This is a genomic window from Bizionia paragorgiae (assembly GCF_900107625.1).
Taxonomy (GTDB): Bacteria; Bacteroidota; Bacteroidia; order Flavobacteriales; family Flavobacteriaceae; genus Bizionia; species Bizionia paragorgiae.
In genome coordinates this window covers 15,595-34,346 of record NZ_FNQK01000004.1, presented here as the reverse complement: position 1 = coordinate 34,346, position 18,752 = coordinate 15,595, and the positions used below count along the sequence as shown (strand labels likewise).

General features: G+C 36.6%; 16 protein-coding genes. 5 read left to right on the top strand and 11 right to left on the bottom strand.

Features of this window, described 5'->3' with window-relative positions:
• Nucleotides 1-3: 3 nt before the first annotated feature.
• Genes BLV64_RS03525 through BLV64_RS03500 form a run of 6 tightly spaced genes read right to left on the bottom strand, consistent with a single transcriptional unit; the run spans nt 4 to nt 4,675 of the window.
• A complete protein-coding gene (locus BLV64_RS03525; protein WP_092132523.1) occupies nt 4-594 on the bottom strand; it encodes a hypothetical protein in 591 nt (196 codons plus the stop codon).
• A 50-nt stretch (nt 595-644) separates the two neighbouring features.
• Nucleotides 645-1,499 carry a substrate-binding domain-containing protein gene (locus BLV64_RS03520; RefSeq protein WP_092132520.1) on the bottom strand — a complete coding sequence of 285 codons (855 nt, stop codon included), beginning with the start codon at nt 1,497-1,499 and terminating at the stop codon, nt 645-647.
• 37 nt (nt 1,500-1,536) lie between these two features.
• Complete coding sequence (locus BLV64_RS03515) at nt 1,537-2,406, bottom strand: nucleoside phosphorylase (RefSeq protein ID WP_092132517.1); 870 nt, start codon at nt 2,404-2,406, stop codon at nt 1,537-1,539.
• Nucleotides 2,396-3,337, bottom strand: coding sequence for a DUF1835 domain-containing protein (locus BLV64_RS03510; RefSeq protein ID WP_092132514.1), 942 nt, complete (start codon nt 3,335-3,337; stop codon nt 2,396-2,398). The genes BLV64_RS03515 and BLV64_RS03510 overlap by 11 nt, the downstream gene beginning before the upstream one ends.
• A gap of 3 nt (nt 3,338-3,340) precedes the next feature.
• Nucleotides 3,341-3,673 (bottom strand): translation initiation factor, encoded by a 333-nt coding sequence (locus BLV64_RS03505; protein WP_092132512.1) that lies wholly within the window; start codon nt 3,671-3,673, stop codon nt 3,341-3,343.
• A gap of 51 nt (nt 3,674-3,724) precedes the next feature.
• Nucleotides 3,725-4,675 (bottom strand): isopenicillin N synthase family dioxygenase, encoded by a 951-nt coding sequence (locus BLV64_RS03500; RefSeq protein ID WP_092132510.1) that lies wholly within the window; start codon nt 4,673-4,675, stop codon nt 3,725-3,727.
• 128 nt (nt 4,676-4,803) lie between these two features.
• Here BLV64_RS03500 and BLV64_RS03495 point away from each other — a divergent pair, with 128 nt between their 5' ends.
• The 3 genes from BLV64_RS03495 (at nt 4,804) to BLV64_RS03485 (ending at nt 8,230) form a co-directional block, all read left to right on the top strand.
• Nucleotides 4,804-6,810, top strand: a complete 2,007-nt coding sequence (locus BLV64_RS03495) for an alpha-ketoacid dehydrogenase subunit alpha/beta (RefSeq protein ID WP_092132508.1) — start codon at nt 4,804-4,806, stop codon at nt 6,808-6,810.
• 164 nt (nt 6,811-6,974) lie between these two features.
• Nucleotides 6,975-7,676, top strand: a complete 702-nt coding sequence (locus tag BLV64_RS03490) for a hypothetical protein (RefSeq protein WP_092132506.1) — start codon at nt 6,975-6,977, stop codon at nt 7,674-7,676.
• A gap of 95 nt (nt 7,677-7,771) precedes the next feature.
• Nucleotides 7,772-8,230, top strand: a complete 459-nt coding sequence (locus tag BLV64_RS03485) for a cold-shock protein (protein WP_092132503.1) — start codon at nt 7,772-7,774, stop codon at nt 8,228-8,230.
• Nucleotides 8,231-8,303: 73 nt separating this feature from the next.
• Here BLV64_RS03485 and BLV64_RS03480 read toward each other — a convergent pair whose 3' ends face one another.
• The 5 genes from BLV64_RS03480 to BLV64_RS03460 all read right to left on the bottom strand — a co-directional run bounded on the left by BLV64_RS03480 (nt 8,304) and on the right by BLV64_RS03460 (nt 15,888).
• Complete coding sequence (locus BLV64_RS03480; RefSeq protein ID WP_092132500.1) at nt 8,304-9,680, bottom strand: mechanosensitive ion channel family protein; 1,377 nt, start codon at nt 9,678-9,680, stop codon at nt 8,304-8,306.
• Nucleotides 9,681-9,825: 145 nt separating this feature from the next.
• The gene (locus BLV64_RS03475; protein ID WP_092132498.1) at nt 9,826-10,413 is read right to left on the bottom strand and encodes a pseudouridine synthase; all 588 of its coding nucleotides are present in this window, start codon (nt 10,411-10,413) and stop codon (nt 9,826-9,828) included.
• The gene (locus BLV64_RS03470; protein ID WP_092132495.1) at nt 10,403-12,721 is read right to left on the bottom strand and encodes a DNA topoisomerase 3; all 2,319 of its coding nucleotides are present in this window, start codon (nt 12,719-12,721) and stop codon (nt 10,403-10,405) included. Before BLV64_RS03470 ends, BLV64_RS03475 begins: the two co-directional genes overlap by 11 nt.
• A 145-nt stretch (nt 12,722-12,866) precedes the next feature.
• Nucleotides 12,867-14,981 (bottom strand): DNA helicase RecQ, encoded by a 2,115-nt coding sequence (gene recQ, locus BLV64_RS03465; RefSeq protein WP_092132493.1) that lies wholly within the window; start codon nt 14,979-14,981, stop codon nt 12,867-12,869.
• 97 nt (nt 14,982-15,078) lie between these two features.
• Nucleotides 15,079-15,888 (bottom strand): DUF1853 family protein, encoded by an 810-nt coding sequence (locus BLV64_RS03460; RefSeq protein ID WP_092132490.1) that lies wholly within the window; start codon nt 15,886-15,888, stop codon nt 15,079-15,081.
• A gap of 103 nt (nt 15,889-15,991) precedes the next feature.
• Between BLV64_RS03460 and BLV64_RS03455 the strand changes: the two genes are divergently transcribed.
• Nucleotides 15,992-17,545, top strand: a complete 1,554-nt coding sequence (locus BLV64_RS03455) for a DEAD/DEAH box helicase (protein ID WP_092132487.1) — start codon at nt 15,992-15,994, stop codon at nt 17,543-17,545.
• Between the two features lie 67 nt (nt 17,546-17,612).
• Entirely contained in the window at nt 17,613-18,731 is a 1,119-nt protein-coding gene (locus tag BLV64_RS03450; RefSeq protein WP_092132484.1) for a DEAD/DEAH box helicase, read from the top strand.
• Nucleotides 18,732-18,752 lie beyond the last annotated feature (21 nt).

The window sequence follows — 18,752 nt, the reverse complement described above, 5'->3', positions numbered from 1 at the left end:
ATTTTAATTGACGGTAAATTGATAGAGACCTTGCGGATTGGAATTTACGATTTTAGTGTTTATATGTACATCGTCAATCCCGTTACTGATTATTAAATTAATTTCCCCGTTTGGCGCATCAAGATAACTACCAATATAGAAGGTTCCCGTTTCCAATACAACGACCCCAAAAACATTTTTAAAGGCGTCATTTTCTAATATTGTTTCTACAGTTATATACGGGTTATCAGGATCTTCTGAAACTAAAATTGGACCAGTGATCGGTATGATCGTATTCTCATTTAAAGTTAGAGGTTCTAGGTCATCATTACTATTTGGTTTATAAACAAATAGATGGTAACGCATAGATTCATCCGGCCGAGAAAAATCATATAAATCAATAGTATCGTTAGTCGTAGTGGTTTGGATTGTATTTATATTCGTTTCAAAATATAGGGTATCGCCAACATTAAGCTGGGTAATATTATTTTGTACGCTAAGCAGCTCGTTATTTTCTATAAAATAGTGATTACCATTATAATCGTCATCTTCAGGGCAACATAAGCTCACACATTGTGAAATGGTAGAAAGAATGATTAATGATGTGATTTTCATGATGTTAAATTATTTTTATTTCATAAATAACAATCCCTACGTGGTAGCTATTACAACTCTTCAACTAAGTCTTTGTAGTCTAATGTATTAGGAATTATCTCTAAAGCTAATAACTGATCTTGAACTTTATTAATTGTAGCCTCATCAATTAGAGATTGAGACCATTCTGTGAGTGATAGCCATTCTTGTACATCTTCAATCTCCTGTTTATAGCGATTGGCAATCATTCTATCTATACTTGGAATATTTTTAAAGTCTAAGGTTGTTCTATTTACAATTTCTAAAATGGTTTTCACCTCTTCACGATTGTTTTCTAAGAACTCTTCTCGTACCGCTATAACGAAACAGGGCCATGGCGACGGACAATTTCCTATGCGTTTAAAGGTGCCATTATCTACTAGGGGTTTCGTGGTGAATTTTTCCCACATAAAATAATCGGCAGCACCATCTGTTAAACCTTCCACGGCACCATCTAGATTTTTAATGACTTCAAAATCTAAGTCACTCTCTAAATCCCAGTCGTTTTTTTTGGCGTTTACATAAGCCATTAAATGTGAACCCGACCCATAACGACTAATAGCAGCTTTAGTCCCCTTTAAATCTTTAACCGATTCAAAATCGGATTGCTCAGCAACATGAATACCCCAAATTAGTGGAGTTTGAATAAAAGTTTGAACAATTTTACTCTTGTTTCCTGCAATGATATCGGTAATAATACCTTCGGTAAGAATCACCGCCATATCAATATCTCCATTGCGTAAGGCTTTATTCATTTCGCCAGTACCACCAAAATAATCTTCCCAACGTAAGTTAATACCTGCGTCTTTGTACTCTCCATTTTTTAAACCTAAATACCAAGGTAAATTAAAATGTTCCGGAACTCCTCCAATTTTTACTTTCTTCATTGTGTATCTATTCCTTTCTAAGGGAACGTATTATATGTTATTCTGTAAGCTTATCTAGTGTGTATTGAATTAAGCTGTCTACTGTATTTTTTCCGTTTTTTGTAAACTCTCCTGTGGCGCGATTAGCAATAATAGCGTTCATAGATAAGGCACGGTGACCCAAAAGTTTCGCTAAGCCATAAATACCTGAGGTTTCCATTTCCATATTGGTAATGCTAAGGCCTTTATAATTGAAGCTAGCTAATTTATCGTTTAAAGCGGCATCTTGTAAGGCTAATCGTAGTACGCGGCCTTGCGGACCATAAAAACCAACATTAGTGGCAGTAAAACCAGCATGTGTTTTATCGGAACTTAACTTTTTGAATAAGCTATCATCACCTTTTACAACATAGGGACTTGATTTTTGCTTGTCCCATCCAGTATGTTTTATTAAGGCTTCCGAGATATCTTTGTTTTGAATAGCTTCACTGTTATAAAAATGAAGTAAGCTATCAAATCCCACAGCGTATTCGCTAATTAAAAAGGCGTCGATAGGGATGTCTTTTTGTATGGAGCCTGAAGTTCCAATTCTAACGATGTCTAACGCCGTTAAATCTTTTTTTATTTCTCGAGTCTCTAAGTCGATATTGACTAAAGCATCCAGTTCATTAAATACAATATCAATATTATCGGTACCAATACCTGTAGAGATTACAGTAATCGGTTTGTTTTTATACAGACCTGTTTGAGTATGAAATTCGCGCTTTCGCGTTTTAAAGCTCACGCTATCAAAATACTTGGTTACCCCATCTACACGATCTGGATCGCCCACAGTAATAACTGTTTTGGCTAAGTGCTCCGGACGAATATTTAGGTGGTATACACTACCGTCTGGATTTAATATTAGTTCTGAGTCTTTAATGGGCATTTAATGTTGTTTTTATAAGTTTGTTTTCGTCTTTAAAATAAGTAAAATCACGTTTACTTACACCGCCGTAAATCATTTGATTTTCAATGCTATTGAATACATTTTTTTGATGCTCTAAGACCAAGTGTCCCTCGCGATTTAACAGCAATTCCTCTTCGGTTTCTGTATAGAAAACAACTAAATTGTTAATGATACGCTCTATTTGAAGGTCACTATAACCGTAAAAGCCTTGATAATGCAAAACATATCCCGAAAGATGATGCCTTGAATTAATAGTGTGTGTGTCTATGAGTTTTAAAATATTAAACTCTAAGGTGTTTAAGCCACTTCGCGTATCGGCAAAGCGTCTTACATGTGCTTTCAAGCAATTGCTTAAATAGACAAAATTTGAAGGCCGGGTAATTAAAGGACCAAAATTACTGTGATCATCACTGCAATAGATAGACCATGCTTTTTCGGCTAACGCAATATCATCTACGGTAAGTTTTATTTTATTTGAATAATGGTCGTTAAGTTGTTTAGGAGTGAGTTGAGCTAAACCTTTCAATTCATTTTCACCCTCTATTCGTCCGCTACATACTAAATACATAGGGATAACCGCTTTTTTTTGCATCAGCAGACTAATAACGGCTATCATATTAATATGACAGAACAAATCATATTCAAACCATAAAATTACACGCTCGTAATCATTAATCCGATCTAAACGTTTGATTTCTGATTTGAACTCTTTTTCCTTATAATCAAACCCGTAAGTGTCTTTAAAAAAGGCTTTCCGCAATTTTAAAAACGCTGGCGAGGCAACATCACTTACGGTAGGGCCTTCACATAACATTTCATTCCACGATAATAAATCGCCTTCAAAATTAAGCTCCTGAAGGTATGCGGTTAAGCTTTCGCCATTAGTGATATGTAAAGTGGACTCGGTCATGTGTTATCCTCCAACACGTTTTACGTTAAATCCTTTCTCCTTTAAAATCGCCATTATCTTATCGCGGTAATCCCCTTGAATGATAATTTTATCATCTTTAAAACTACCTCCCACACTAAGGGTTTGCTTTAGTTCTTTGGCTAGAATTTTAAAATCTTCGGTAGCACCAGTATAGCCATCAATAATGGTGATGGGTTTCCCTTTGCGCTTTTCGTATTTACAGAGTATGGGGTCGTCTTGCATCCAAATCTCCGAGCCTTTGTTTTCTGTTTCTTCCTCGGTATTAGAAGGCTCGTGGTCAGGAAAAAGTGATTTTAACTGGTCTTGTAAATCCATTTGTTATTCAATAGTGAATCCTCTTAAATAGTTAAAACGATTCGTTACGTTTTATTTTTTTATTAATCCTAATTCGATTAATCGCTGATTTAGGAATTCTCCAGCGGTGATATCGTCAAATTGTTTCGGATTTTCATCATCGATGCAACCTTCCAATACATCTAATTTCATTTCACTAATCGGGTGCATAAAAAATGGAATAGAATAACGTGAGGTTCCCCATTGTTCTCTTGGCGGGTTAATCACGCGGTGGATAGTCGATTTTAGTTTATTATTAGTGTGGCGCGATAACATATCTCCCACATTAATCATTAATTCATCTGGTTCTGCAATAGCATCAATCCACTCGCCATCATGGTTTTGCACTTGCAATCCACGTCCTTGAGCTCCCATTAAAAGGGTGATTAAATTAATATCTCCATGAGCTGCTGCGCGTTCTGCCGCTTTAGGCTCTTCGGTAATTGGAGGGTAGTGAATTGGTCTTAAAATTGAGTTACCATTATGAATAAAGTTGTCAAAATAGGTTTCTTCTAAATCGAGATATAAGGCTAAAGCACGTAGTACATATTTAGCTGTTTTTTCTAACATGCCATAAGCTTCTTTTCCAACTTCGTTAAAAGCAGGAAGCTCTTTAACAATCACATTGTCTGGATATTCTGCTGCTAATTTAGGATTGTCATCAACGTATTGACCAAAGTGCCAAAACTCTTTTAAATCGCCTTCCTTTTTACCCTTAGCACTTTCTTTTCCAAACGAAACATAACCGCGTTGACCACCAATTCCCGGAATTTCATAACTGCGTTTAACCTCTACAGGTAATTCGAAAAAGTTTTTTATTTCATCATATAATCTTTCAACAAGACTTTCATCTAGGAAATGACCTTTTAAGGCTACAAATCCTATCTCTTGATAAGCTCTACCGATTTCATTGACAAACTTTTGCTTTCTTTCAGGATCTCCCGAAATGAAATCTTCTAAATTAACGCTAGGTATACTATTCATTTGAGTTGTTTTATTTATAAATCTATTATTACAAATGTAAAGAAAACATAGCAAAGATTATAATCCATATTTTTAACGTCCTTTTAATACAATTACGGCAATTATGCTATATTTGAAAAACGATTAGTATGAACTTAATTTCAGAGATGAAAAGCAAAATAGATTATAAAAGAGGGGCTCTAAGTAATGAGACCCTTTTAGAATTATACAAAACCATGTTGAAACCTCGTTCTATCGAGGAGAAAATGTTAATCTTGTTACGACAAGGCCGTATCAGTAAATGGTTTAGTGGTATTGGGCAAGAAGCCATATCGGTAGGGGTTACCCTAGCTATGAATGATGAGGAGTATATTTTACCCATGCACCGAAATTTAGGGGTTTTTACCTCCCGTAATATTCCATTACACCGATTGTTTTCTCAATGGCAAGGAAAAGCATCAGGATTTACTAAAGGTCGTGATCGCAGTTTCCATTTCGGAACCCAGGAGTTTAAAATTGTGGGTATGATTTCTCACTTGGGTCCGCAATTAGGAGTTGCCGATGGGATTGCTCTTGCTAGTAAACTTAAAAATAAAAACCAAGCAACAGCTGTTTTTACAGGTGAAGGCGGGACTAGTGAAGGGGATTTCCATGAAGCTTTAAACGTGGCTTCAGTATGGCAGTTACCCGTGCTGTTTTGTATTGAAAATAATGGCTACGGATTATCGACACCTACTAATGAGCAATACAATTGTAAGGATTTAGCCGATAGAGCTCTTGGATATGGTATAGAATCGCATATTATTGATGGTAATAATATTATAGAGGTATATACTAAAGTGTCTGAACTGGCTAAAAGCATTCGAAATAATCCACGTCCAATTTTAATAGAGTTTAAAACGTTTAGGATGCGTGGACATGAAGAGGCGAGTGGTACTAAATATGTTCCTCAAGACCTTATGGATGCCTGGGCAGAGAAAGATCCTATTACAAACTTTAAACACTTTTTAATGGAGGAAGGGCTTTTAACGGAAGCTGATGATGAGCGTTTAAAAGCAGAGTTTAAAGCAGAAATAGATACGCATTTGGAGATCGCTGGAGCTGAAGAACATATTAAATCTTCGGAAACTATCGAATTAAATGATGTGTATAGAGAGTTTGACTATCAAGAGGTTAAAGAAAACTCTAAAACTGAAGAGTTGCGATTTGTAGATGCTGTATCTCAAGGATTAAAGCAATCTATGGAACGTCATGAAGACCTTGTAATTATGGGACAAGATGTTGCCGAATATGGCGGTGTCTTTAAAATCACCGATGGTTTTGTTGAGCAGTTTGGTAAAGACCGTGTTCGCAATACGCCAATTTGTGAATCGGCGATTGTAGAAACAGGAATGGGACTGTCTATTGCGGGTATTAAAAGTGTTGTTGAGCTTCAGTTTAGTGACTTTGTGACTTCAGGATTTAATCCTGTAGTTAATTACTTAGCAAAATCTCACTACCGTTGGAACCAGAACGCAGATGTGGTGTTGCGTATGCCTTGTGGAGCTGGAGTTGGAGCTGGACCTTTTCATTCTCAAACTAATGAGGCTTGGTTTACTAAAACCCCAGGATTAAAGGTGGTTTACCCTGCATTCCCTAAGGATGCCAAAGGGTTATTAGCTACTGCGATTAACGACCCTAACCCGGTATTGTTTTTCGAACATAAAGCATTATATAGAAGTATAAGACAAGAGGTGCCAACCGATTATTTCACTATTCCATTTGGTCAGGCAGCGACCTTAAGAACCGGTGATGATGTTACCGTTATTGCTTATGGAGCTGCAGTGCATTGGGCTTTAAACACATTGGATAAACATCAGGATATCCAGGCCGATGTTATCGATTTACGTAGCTTACAACCTTTGGATACAGAGACTATTTATAAATCCGTAAAAAAGACAGGGCGAGCTATTATCTTACAAGAAGACTCGATGTTTGGAGGTATTGCAAGTGATATTTCGGCATTAATTATGGAACATTGTTTTGAGGATTTAGACGCACCAGTAAAGCGTGTTGCTAGTTTAGAAACGCCAATTCCATTTATTAACCACTTAGAAGATCAATATTTATCGCGTGATAAATTCGAAAACGAACTTTTAGCACTTTTAGAGTATTAAATAAGGAATACATATTAAAATAACAACAGCCTATAAACACTACGTTTTTAGGCTGTTTTAGTTTTTATAAATTATAAAAGTCGTTTTCAAAATCAATTTTAAGTTTTTATTTACACTTAGGTATGGTTTTTGTTTTATTTTAGTTTCAAAGATCAAATTATTTAATGAAACTTAAGTTAGCTTTTTTATTTATAGCTGTTTGTTCGTTGGGTGTGAACGCACAAATAGACAGTGAAAACAAGTCTATAATCATTCCTGCGGAAGCGGTGGATGACCCTAAAGCGGACAATGAGCTTATAATAAACCCTGAGCCGATTATTAGTGTAACACCGGAAGATTCGAATACAGAGGTTAAAACGCCAAAAAAGGAAGAGCTTCCCGTGGTTAAACGCCCTCATTTTACGATCACTAATGAAACGCCGTTTAGAAACCCAGCGGAGTTGTATCAAGATCAGTTAAAAAACGCCTTAAAATTAAGGCCTGATTACGAACGACGTCAAAACGGTAGCACAACGACTCAATATTTGGGAGAGTATAGTACGCGAGCCATGCGAGTAAATATCATTTACCGCGATCACCAGTATCCCGATGGTGATTTAATACGTGTTTATGTAAATGGAAAAGTAGTGCGTGAGCGTGTTTTACTGGAAACACATTTTAAAGGTCTCTTTTTAAAACTAGAGCCCGGAACTAATGTTATTGATTTCGAAGCGTTAAATCAAGGGTCTAGCGGACCTAATACAGCGCAATTTGAAGTCTTAGATGACAAAGGAATTATCATATCTTCCAATCAGTGGAATTTAGCAACAGGAGTAAAAGCAACTATAACGCTTGTAAAAGAAGAAGATAGCGAAAAAAACGAATAAAATATTTTTTTTCGTTTTCACGTAACAAATTCGTACTTTTGTAAATAATTGATTATCAATTTTTAACTTAAAATAACAATTTACCAAAGAATAGAATGGCAAAGTCGCAACAGACATTTAACAAATTAGAAAAAGAAAAAAAACGCCTCAAGAAGAGAGAAGAGAAAAGAAAGAAGATGGAAGCCCGTAAAGCTGAAGCTGCTGAAAATGGAACTTCAGGAATACCTATGGCCTATGTAGATTTTAACGGTAACCTAACGGATACGCCACCAAATCCAGAGGACAAAGTAAAGGTAAAGGCAAAGAACATTGTTTTAGGAGTCCCTAAAAAAGAAGAAGGAGAAGAAGAAGAAGTAGATCCAATCCACAAAGGAAAAGTGTCATTTTATGACTCTTCTAAAGGTTTCGGATTTATTATTGATGCACTAGATAGTGAAAAATACTTTTGTCACGTTAGTGGTTTAATCGATGAGATTGCCGAAAATGACAAAGTTCAATTTGAACTAGAAAAAGGAATGAAAGGTTTAAATGCCGTTCGTGTTAAGAAAATATAACAGTATAATTATAAATTAAAAAAGCCTCGATTTTATTCAAATCGAGGCTTTTTTAGTTCTAAACTAGTCAGCCCTACTTGGGGTTTAAATCATTATAATCTAATCCGGTTTTACTATCTTCTGTAGATTCCTTTTCAGAGCTTTCCTTTTCATTATCCTTTCTTTCTCCATAGGAGTCAATCGGTCCTTTTGTTTTAGTGGTAATATATTTACTGCTGGTTGAACTTGGTAGTTCAAATAGCTCTAAGTCGAAATAAGGCACTGCCGCTAAAATATGATCGAATAAATCAGACATCACATATTCGTAGTTTTTCCAACGCTTGTCACTACTAAACGCATAAATTTCTAATGGAATTCCTTGGGTCGTTGGTTGCAACTGTCTTGCCATCGCTATCATATCCTTGTTTAAGGCAGGATTCATCTCTAGCGACGTTTGAATGTATTTTCTAAAGACACCAATGTTTGTTAAATTTCTACCGTTTAATAAGAGGTCTTTATTAATGTTATTTTTAGAGTTGTACTCTTTAAGTTTCTCTTGACGATTGGTTAAATACTCTGAAATAATCTGAATTTCTTTTAGTTTTATAATTTCAGCATCGGTTAAATATTTTATGCTACTTTGTTTTATAAGTAGGTGTCGTTTAATCCGTCTTCCCCCAGAGTTTGTCATTCCACGCCAGTTTTTAAACGACTCCGAAATTAAGGCGTAGGTAGGAATGGTTGTAATGGTTTTGTCAAAATTCTGAACTTTCACCGTTGCTAAAGTGATTTCTATAACATCACCATCGGCTTCAAACTTGTCAAAAGTAATCCAATCGCCAATGCGTACCATATCGTTAATAGCCACTTGTATGCTGGCAACAAAACCTAGTATAGTATCCTTAAATATTAAAAGAATAACTGCCGATATAGCCCCTAATCCCGTTAAGAAATTCCATATTTCTATACCGCTTATTACCGCTAACGAAAAAATAATCCCTGTAAACCAAGCAAATATCATAAAGACTTGGATGTAGCTGTCAATAGGCTTATCTCTTAATTTTGGAAGGGTTTTAAAGTAACTGTTTAAGGATTGCAGCAGGCTTCTTACAATCCATAATACCATAATGATACCGAGTACCAATAAAGATTTAATAAAGAAGGCTTCGGCATCTTCAAAATGATAGAAAACAACAGGTATAAAGCGTATGGCAATAACAAAAGGTATAATATGCGCTAAATTTCTAGGCACGTTATGGCTTAATAAAATATCATCAAAATTGGTTTTGGTAGTCCCTGAAAATCGCGTGAATACCGATATTAAAATGCGGCGCGTTACCCTGTCTATAACGTAAAGTACAATTAATAGTACCGTAATCATCGTTAATAGATTGAGGTATAAGGCTGCTGTTTCGGGGATGTTAAATTTTATAAAGTAATCGTAAAAAAAAGTGGCTAGTGTTTCTTTCATTTATGTTGTTCTTTTAAATGTAAAAATACTCAGATTTAGAGAGACTACGGTGTATAATCACTTAAATATTAGTTAAAACAAAAGTAGAGTCGCATGATTTTACCGAGATAACCTAAAAATGAAAAATAGAGATTGGTAGATAAAACTAGTCGATAGTTTGCGGTATGTTTACGGGCTCTACAGCACCGATATCCATGGTGTTAAGGTGTATGTTACCCACGCGAACGCGAACCAATCGTAAGGTGGGACAGCCCACTGCGCTGGTCATTTTCCTGACTTGTCTAAATTTTCCTTCAGTTAAAGTAATAGATATCCAAGTTGTTGGTCCGTGGCGATCATCACGAATTTTTTTCGAACGCTCCGGTAGGTTGGGAGCCTGTTTTAATTTAAATACTTTACAGGCTTTGGTTTGGTATTTTTTACCGCTAAATCCGATTTCTACACCTTGTGATAACTGTAAGATGTCTTCTTCTGAAATGGCGCCGTCCACCAAAGCGTAGTATTCTTTTTCTATCGCAGAGCTGTTAATAAAATGACTTAGTTTACCATCGGTGGTGAGTAGGAGTAAGCCTTCACTTTTTTCGTCTAGGCGACCAATAGGCATGGTGTTTTCCGGAAAGTCATCGAGCTCCCCCAAAAACCGTTTACGCTTTTGTTGCGTGGAGTTGCTAGCAAACTGGCTAAGCATGCCATAGGGTTTATAGATTTTAAAATGATAGTGTTTACCCTCCATTTAATATAGTATAAACCAGGTCTTTGGTTAATGTCTGGCCGTTGGCTTTTTCACGAATGGCATCGTAAGAAAACCTAAAATCACATCCTGTTTTATAGGCACTACACCCGTAGGCGGTTTTACCTCTAATAATGGTGCCTTTTTTACATTTCGGACAAGCTATATCGTCGGAAGTTGTTTTTGTTGCACCTTTAGCTGTGCCTTTTTTGGGTTCAAGTTTTAATTTAAACGCTTCATCAAATCGCAGTAAGCCTTCCACAGCATGACCATCAATTTTAAATCCTTTAAGGTTAACTGTCGACCCTTTAGTGAGTAATCTTAAGTACTGGTTGGATGATATTTTCTTTTCAGCATAACTAAAAGGCAATACAAAATCACAGCTCTTACCGTATAAATTACAGCCATAAGCGCTTTTTCCTTTTACTAATTGTCCAGATTTGCATTTCGGACAGGCATGACCCACAACAGCCTTTTTAGCGGATTTAGTTTTTGATTTAGAGGATTTCTTAGAAGAAGAAGTCCCTGTTTTATTATTGGTATACGAGATATTAGCTTTTACGGTTTCACTGCGCACATCGTAAACAAGGCGGTCTACCATCTGCTTCATATTTTTTATAAAAGCACCGGCGCTATAGTCTCCTTTTTCAATATCTTTTAATTGCTTTTCCCACAGCCCGGTAAGTTCTGCTGATTTCAGCATATCATTTTGGATGATATCAATAAGCTGAATTCCGGTAATCGTAGGTAACACTTGTTTTTTATTACGCTTTATGTATTTGCGTCTAAAGAGTGTTTCGATAATATTGGCACGGGTAGAAGGTCTACCAATACCATTTTCTTTCATTAAATCTCTAAGTTCATCATCGTCCACCTGCTTTCCTGCTGTTTCCATGGCCCGTAATAAGGAGGCCTCGGTAAATTGCTTTGGCGGTTTAGTTTCTTTCTCTAGGAATGAAGGCTCGTGTGGCCCTTTTTCACCTTTAGTAAAACTCGGTAACAGTCCGGGTTCTTTGGTTTTAGAATCGCCAGTTTCAAAAACAACGCGCCATCCTTTACTTAGGATTTCCTTTCCCGTAGTTTTAAAATTAACGGTATCGGCTTTACCAATTACTGTTGTGTTTGCCACTTTACAATCGTCGTAAAATACAGCAATAAAACGTCGGGTTATAATATCATAAACCTGTTGTTGGTTGTACTGTAAATTAATTTGTACCCCAGTAGGGATAATGGCATGGTGATCGGTGACTTTAGAATCATCAAAGACCTTTTTAGATTTCTTGATTTTTTTACCTAATAGAGGTGCTGTTAAGTCACTGTATTTTGTAATGTTTCTTAAAATACCTTCCACTTTTGGGTACACATCATTGGGTAAAAAGGTGGTATCTACTCTAGGGTAGGTTACTACTTTTTGCTCGTATAATTTTTGAACGATTTTAAGCGTCTCATCGGCAGAAAAACCGAATTTGGTGTTGCAATACACTTGTAAACCCGTTAAATCAAAGAGTTTAGGTGCATATTCATTACCGTTTTTTTTGCTGATAGAAACGATTTCAAAGTCGTGTTCTTTTACTTTATCCGCGAGGACTTGCCCTTCTTCAACATTAGTAAAACGGCCTTCTTCATAGCTAAATAAAGTCTCTCGGTATAAGGTTTGTAATTCCCAATAGGGTTGTGGTTTAAAGTTTTCAATCTCTTTAAAGCGGTTTACCACCATCGCTAAGGTTGGGGTTTGCACGCGCCCTACAGATAACACTTGTTTGTAGCCCCCGTGTTTAACAGTGTACAAACGGGTGGCATTCATACCTAATAACCAATCACCAATAGCACGAGAAAACCCGGCGTAATATAAATTATCATACTTGGAAGACGGTTGAAGGTTGTTAAAGCCCTCTTTAATCGCTTCGGTGGTTAAGGAGGAAATCCATAGACGTTGGACTTCACCTTTATACTTCGCTTGATCTAATACCCAACGTTGTATTAATTCTCCTTCTTGCCCGGCATCCCCACAGTTTATCACCACATCGGCTTTATCAAACAAGCCTTTTACAATTTTAAATTGTTTTTGAATACCAGAATCCTTGGTGACTTTCGTCTCGAATTTTTCCGGTAGCATGGGTAAGTTGTTTAAATCCCAACTTTTCCAATGTGGTTTATAATCGTTTGGTTCCTTTAAGGTGCATAAGTGTCCAAAAGTATAGGTTACCGCATAGCCATTGCCTTCATAGTAGCCATCACGCTTGGTGTTAGCTCCTAAAACAGTAGCAATCTCTCGAGCTACACTCGGTTTTTCGGCGATACAAACTTTCACTTAATACTTGGTTTTTGAAGACGCAAAGTAAGTGTTTTTAAGGGTTTTTTAAAAGGGAAAGTCAAGGAGTTATTAACGATAGGGATTTATGCCCTAAATCGCTATACGTTACTAGCAAGGTGCTACCTTTTCGATGCCCAACTTTTTACGCGTCTTTATCCACAACACTTAAAGCCAAACGGATTTTAAAATAGTCCATTTGCTCATTAAAATATTCAAAATACTCTTTTAATGTACTTGGAGATTCTAATTCTATTTTAGCTTTATGAACGGCTTCAACATCACTTTTTGAAACGAAGTCATACATATTAATGTCTTTGCCATCAGCATATAATTTAGCAATATGGGAGTAGATTGTTGGTGCTTTTAATTTTCGTTGCACGGATATTTCCTCGATCGATAAACCTGATTTGTACAGTTCATAAGTCACTAAATGTGTATCTGTTTTTTTAGGCTTTTTAATTTTCGAGCCCATAAAATCTAGGATTTCAGCAATAAACTCATCACCATAAACCTCCATTTTACGCTGTCCGACACCGGAAATAGTCAAAAACTCACTTTCAGACATAGGGCGTACGCGCTCCATCTCTTTTAAGGTCGCATCATTAAAAATAAGATACGCTGGAAGGTTTTCCTCTAGCGAAATGCGGTAACGTAATTTTCTTAGACGCTCGAATAGACTATTGCTATTTACTGTTTTTCTTTTCGATGCAACCGTAGTTTTTACCTGCTCGGTAATATGAACCGGATGCGTTAAGTAGACTTTAAGGCCTTTAAATAGGACTTTGTTTGAAAATTCAGTGAGTTGTAGGGCGTTATTTTTATGAAAAGCGATTTCACAAATCCCCTGATTTATAAGCTGAATAATGTAGTGTTGCCAATCTTTCCAAGAGATATCGTTACCGATACCAAAGGTTTTAATCCGGTTTAAGCCTTTGTCTAATATATTAGCATTATTGGCCCCACGAAGCACATCGATTAGAGTCCCTATGGCTTCTTGTTGGTGCACTCGGGTGATGGTAGATAGAATTTTTTGTGCAATAACGGTCCCATCAAAAAATTTAGGAGGGTTTTTACACACGTCACAATTACCACAATTATCGGCTAGCAATTCTCCAAAATAGCTGAGTAGAATTTTTCGTCGGCAGGTAGTGGCTTCACTAAACTGCTTCATACGCTCTAGTTTAGCGATTTGTACTTCTTCATTAGAAGCTCCAGAAGCAAATTTTCTTAGCTGGATCACATCAGCATAGCTATGAAACAACAGGGCTTTTGCTTTTAAACCATCACGGCCAGAACGTCCGATTTCTTGATAATAGCCCTCGATGTTTTTAGGCATATTATGGTGAATTACCCAGCGGACATTAGATTTGTCAATTCCCATTCCAAAAGCTACAGTGGCGCATACCACTTGCGTTTTATCGAATATAAAATCTTCTTGAACTCGCGTTCTATCCTCAAAACTCAATCCGGCATGGTAACAGTCGGTATTAATACCATTATCGTTTAATTTTTTAGCGATTTGCTCCGTGTTTTTTCTACTCAGGCAATACACGATTCCCGATTGTCCGGGGTGTTTTTTTATAAAATTTATAATTTGCTTTGCACGAGCATCGGCAGGGCGGACTTCCAACTCAATGTTTTTTCTGTCGAAAGACGCCACAAACTGATCGGCATGTGGTATTTCAAGCTGCTCGATAATATCTTGACGGGTGGCTTTATCGGCAGTCGCCGTTAGGGCAATAATAGGCGTGTTGGGGAGTTGCTTTTTTAAGAAGCCCAATTGTTGGTAAGAGGGTCTAAAATCGTGGCCCCAACTAGAAATACAGTGGGCTTCGTCGATAGCGACACAGCTAATATATTTTTCATTAACCAAGTTTTCTAAGCCTGAAAGACTTTCTGGTGCCACATAAAGCAGTTTTATTTCTTTGGTGATTGCCTGTTCTATAATGTTTTGTTGTTCTTCTGCCGACTGGCTGCTATTGTAAAAAGCGGCTTTAATACCGTTGGCGTTAAGTCCATCGACCTGATCTTTCATTAAAGCAATTAAGGGTGAAATTACTAAGGTAAGTCCCTCCAAAACAACAGCAGGAATCTGAAAACAAATGGATTTACCACCACCTGTAGGCATAATAACCAATGTATCTTTTTTTTGTAATACATTTTCTATAATGTCCTGTTGTTGGCCACGGAAACTATCGTAACCGAAATAGGTTTTTAGAGCCGTGTGTAATTGGTTTTGTATTTCAGTGTCAATCATGGATAGAAATTAATACTGCAAAGTAAAGAAGAATAGTTAAGTTTTTAACCCTTGAGAGCGCTTAAATCTTAGGTTATGCCATAGCATTAGTTTTCAACTACCAAGCCACTACGAAACATTTGGAGAGTTCGCCATTGGGTTTTTTTAACCAGATTAAAGGGGAATACCCTTCACTTTTATAAGTCATTAGTTTAGGCAGTATTTGCAAATAGGTTTGCCAGTGGACTGCTGGAGAAACATCCAGCAACCAATCCGTTTTTTTAGGACAATAAAATTTACAGTCTTCAAACTGTTCTAAATCATCATAATGAAAATAAAACCCGTAAACACAATTGGGATTTAGTGTTTTTAGGGTAACAGATTCTCCTAGAGGTAAAAATAATTGTGCTTTAAAATAGATTTTTTGGGTGATATCTTCTGCTTGTAATTCTAGGCTGTCGAGTAGAGGCTTGGTTTCGGGGGCGTAGAGTAGGGGCAGTTGGTGGTTTTTTAGTTTGTTTAATTTTTCGTTTAAAGTGTCACGACGCATGGGACCAATACAATGGTCGATTTCAGAAGTCCCTAAGCTGGGGTCGTATAAATAAAATTTAAATTGAATTTCTAAATGAATAGGCTTGGCGTGATCTAAAAACAAACAATCGAGCTCACCAATGGTACGCAGTTCATTTTTAATCTGACAATTTTCGACTAAAACAGATAAGTTTGGAAGTTGTAAGAGTTCGGCAGTAACAAAACGTTCTACGCGCTGACCTAGTCTCACTTTCGGATTTATAGCAGCATGAAATCGAAAGCTGTTTTCAGGTTTTTTAGTGTATGGCTCTAAGCCATTTACGGGGGAATTAAATAGGTGAGGGGTATTGAAAAACCCACTGAATTGTTTTTGGTATTCCTCTGAAGTGTTTGTCATAGTAGCAATCAAAAATACACTTTTTAAAATTTTTATGGCAATTAATCGTGAAAAGCCTACAAAACGTTGTATTTTTGCACATTGTAAAATTTGAATAAACTACATGTCAGTAACAGCTTTAGAATTAGAAGAACGCACGGAAGGAAAGAATTTATATAGCTACCAAAGGGGAGCTATAAACAAAATTTTTAAATGTTTTGAAGATGCACCAGAAGATTACCATCTGCTTTACCAACTGCCTACTGGTGGTGGGAAAACAGTAATATTCTCTGAGATTGTAAGACAGTATTTAAAGCATCACAAGAAACAAGTTTTGGTGATGACCCACCGTATTGAGTTGTGTAAACAGACCTCGAATATGTTATCGGAGTTTGGAGTAACCAATAAGGTGATTGATAGTAAAGCGGATTTATCAGATCAAGGGAACTACAATTGCTTCGTAGCGATGGTAGAGACTTTAAACAACAGGTTAACAGATAACAAACTAGATATCTCGGATATCGGATTGGTTATTATTGATGAGGCGCACTACAACTCATTTACAAAATTATTCAAGTTTTTTGAAAAGTCCTTTATTTTAGGAGTTACAGCAACGCCTTTAAGTAGTAATATAAATCTACCGATGAAGGATAACTACAACGAATTAATTGTAGGAGAAACTATTCAGTCGTTAATTGAAAATGAGTTTTTAGCACGCGCAGAAGTGTTTTCATACAATGTAGGTTTAACCTCATTAGTGGTAGGTGCAAACGGTGATTATACTGTAAAATCTTCTGAAGATTTATACACGAATACCGACATGCTTACCAAGCTTATTCAAGCGTATGAAGAGCGTTGTAAAGGTAAGAAAACCTTAATTTTTAATAACGGTATTAACACGTCGTTACACGTTTACGATACGTTTAGACGTGCGGGGTATCCTATTGCGCACTTAGATAATAATAACAGTAAAAAAGAGCGTAAAGCCATCTTAAAATGGTTTAAAGAAACGCCTGATGCCATCTTAACTTCGGTAAGTATTTTAACTACTGGTTTCGATGAGCCGACTGTAGATTGTATTGTTTTAAATAGAGCGACAAAATCATTAACATTGTACTACCAGATGATTGGTCGTGGGTCGCGTATTTTAAAGAACAAGTCCAAATTTACGGTGATTGATTTGGGTAACAACTTACACCGTTTTGGTCCTTGGGGAAGTGATTTAGATTGGCAAAAGATTTTTAGATCTCCAAACTTCTACTTAGACGGTATTTTAAGTGATGAAGATTTAGAAGAAAACTTCAGGTATGAAATGCCAGAAGCGGTTCGTGCAGAGTTTGCAAAATCGGAAGACGTGTATTTTGATATTAAGAAAAATTATATCGCATCGATAAGAAACGGAGAGTCGTCTAAAGTGATTTTAGAACGTTCGATTCAGCATCACGCTAAAATCTGTATTGAAAACAGTGAGGATTTGTGGGATGCTTTAGCATTAGCAAAACTATTGGGTGATGATATCGATTTCAGAATTCAGCGTTATACCAAATGTATTAGTAAAAGTACCTTTAATTTTGTCGAGTGGTTAAAAGACGATTACCGCAAAAAACTAAACGCGTATCTACGTACTAATTTTGATGAAGTTTTTGAAGAGATTCACGGATTTCCGCCAGAAGACTAAAATTTAGTACTATTGATTTACAGATTCTAGGCTTAGCTATTTATTATTTCTAATTACACACTATATTATGACAACATTTAAAGATTTAGGAGTTCGTAAAAACTACGTTAAATCCTTAAAAGAATTAGGAATTACAAAACCTACAGAGATCCAAGAGCAGGCGATACCTATGTTATTAGCTTCGGCTAAAGATTTTATAGGATTAGCACAAACGGGTACAGGAAAAACAGCAGCTTACGGTATACCGGCATTACATAAAGTGAATCCGAGTGTAGAAGCCATTCAGGTTTTGATATTATCACCAACACGCGAACTGGTTCAGCAGATCAAGAAGCAACTTTTTAAATTTACCAAATACAACGATGCCAAGGTTTTTGTTGAAGGGGTTTATGGCGGTGAAAAAATAGACATTCAGATTAGAAACCTAAAGCGTACAACACATATTGTAGTGGCTACACCAGGGCGATTGGTAGATTTACTAGATAAAAATTGTATCGATTTAAAACAGATAAAGACTATTGTTCTAGATGAGGCGGACGAGATGTTGAGTATGGGCTTTAAGCAGGACTTAAATACCATTCTTAATGCGACTTCAGGAACGCGAAATGTGTGGCTGTTTTCGGCAACGATGCCTGAGGATTTAAAGGAGATTGTAAAGCGTTATGTGTCTAAAGATGCTATGCGCATTGAAATTGACAGAAACAGTGTTGTAAACGCTAATATTTCACATTATTTTGTAGAAACAACGATTGCCAACAAACCTGAAACCTTAATCCGATTATTGGAAGATAGAGAAGAGGAGCGCGGTATAATCTTTTGTAAAACCAAAGCGGGAGCACAGGGCCTAAAGCAATTATTGCAAAAGGAAGGCTTTAATGTAGATGCTTTAGAAGGCGATATGACGCAGAAAGATCGTGATAAAGTGATGCGTGCGTTTAAGAATACGAGTCTTCAAATTTTGGTTTCTACCGATGTATCGGCGCGTGGTATTGACGTTGATAACTTAGGCTTTGTTATTCACCACCAATTGCCAGAACATTTAGAATATTACACCCATAGAAGTGGTAGAACGGCACGAGCAGGTAAAAAAGGAGAATCGATAGCTTTAGTACTTTCTAATGAAATGACACAATTAAAAGCAGTAGAAAAGAAATTACAGATTTCTTTTAAAACACTAACTTTATAAAGGGAAATCTAAAGACGATTT

Excerpts from the sequence above, each read along its gene's own strand:
- BLV64_RS03475 (WP_092132498.1), bottom strand. The coding sequence starts at position 10,413 with ATGGAGGGTAAACACTATCATTTTAAAATCTATAAACCCTATGGCATG.
- BLV64_RS03525 (WP_092132523.1), bottom strand. The coding sequence starts at position 594 with ATGAAAATCACATCATTAATCATTCTTTCTACCATTTCACAATGTGTG.
- BLV64_RS03510 (WP_092132514.1), bottom strand. The coding sequence starts at position 3,337 with ATGACCGAGTCCACTTTACATATCACTAATGGCGAAAGCTTAACCGCA.
- BLV64_RS03515 (WP_092132517.1), bottom strand. The coding sequence starts at position 2,406 with ATGCCCATTAAAGACTCAGAACTAATATTAAATCCAGACGGTAGTGTA.
- BLV64_RS03505 (WP_092132512.1), bottom strand. The coding sequence starts at position 3,673 with ATGGATTTACAAGACCAGTTAAAATCACTTTTTCCTGACCACGAGCCT.
- BLV64_RS03520 (WP_092132520.1), bottom strand. The coding sequence starts at position 1,499 with ATGAAGAAAGTAAAAATTGGAGGAGTTCCGGAACATTTTAATTTACCT.
- BLV64_RS03500 (WP_092132510.1), bottom strand. The coding sequence starts at position 4,675 with ATGAATAGTATACCTAGCGTTAATTTAGAAGATTTCATTTCGGGAGAT.
- recQ (WP_092132493.1), bottom strand. The coding sequence starts at position 14,981 with ATGATTGACACTGAAATACAAAACCAATTACACACGGCTCTAAAAACC.
- BLV64_RS03460 (WP_092132490.1), bottom strand. The coding sequence starts at position 15,888 with ATGACAAACACTTCAGAGGAATACCAAAAACAATTCAGTGGGTTTTTC.
- BLV64_RS03495 (WP_092132508.1), top strand. The coding sequence starts at position 4,804 with ATGAACTTAATTTCAGAGATGAAAAGCAAAATAGATTATAAAAGAGGG.
- BLV64_RS03455 (WP_092132487.1), top strand. The coding sequence starts at position 15,992 with ATGTCAGTAACAGCTTTAGAATTAGAAGAACGCACGGAAGGAAAGAAT.
- BLV64_RS03450 (WP_092132484.1), top strand. The coding sequence starts at position 17,613 with ATGACAACATTTAAAGATTTAGGAGTTCGTAAAAACTACGTTAAATCC.
- BLV64_RS03485 (WP_092132503.1), top strand. The coding sequence starts at position 7,772 with ATGGCAAAGTCGCAACAGACATTTAACAAATTAGAAAAAGAAAAAAAA.
- BLV64_RS03490 (WP_092132506.1), top strand. The coding sequence starts at position 6,975 with ATGAAACTTAAGTTAGCTTTTTTATTTATAGCTGTTTGTTCGTTGGGT.
- BLV64_RS03480 (WP_092132500.1), bottom strand. The coding sequence starts at position 9,680 with ATGAAAGAAACACTAGCCACTTTTTTTTACGATTACTTTATAAAATTT.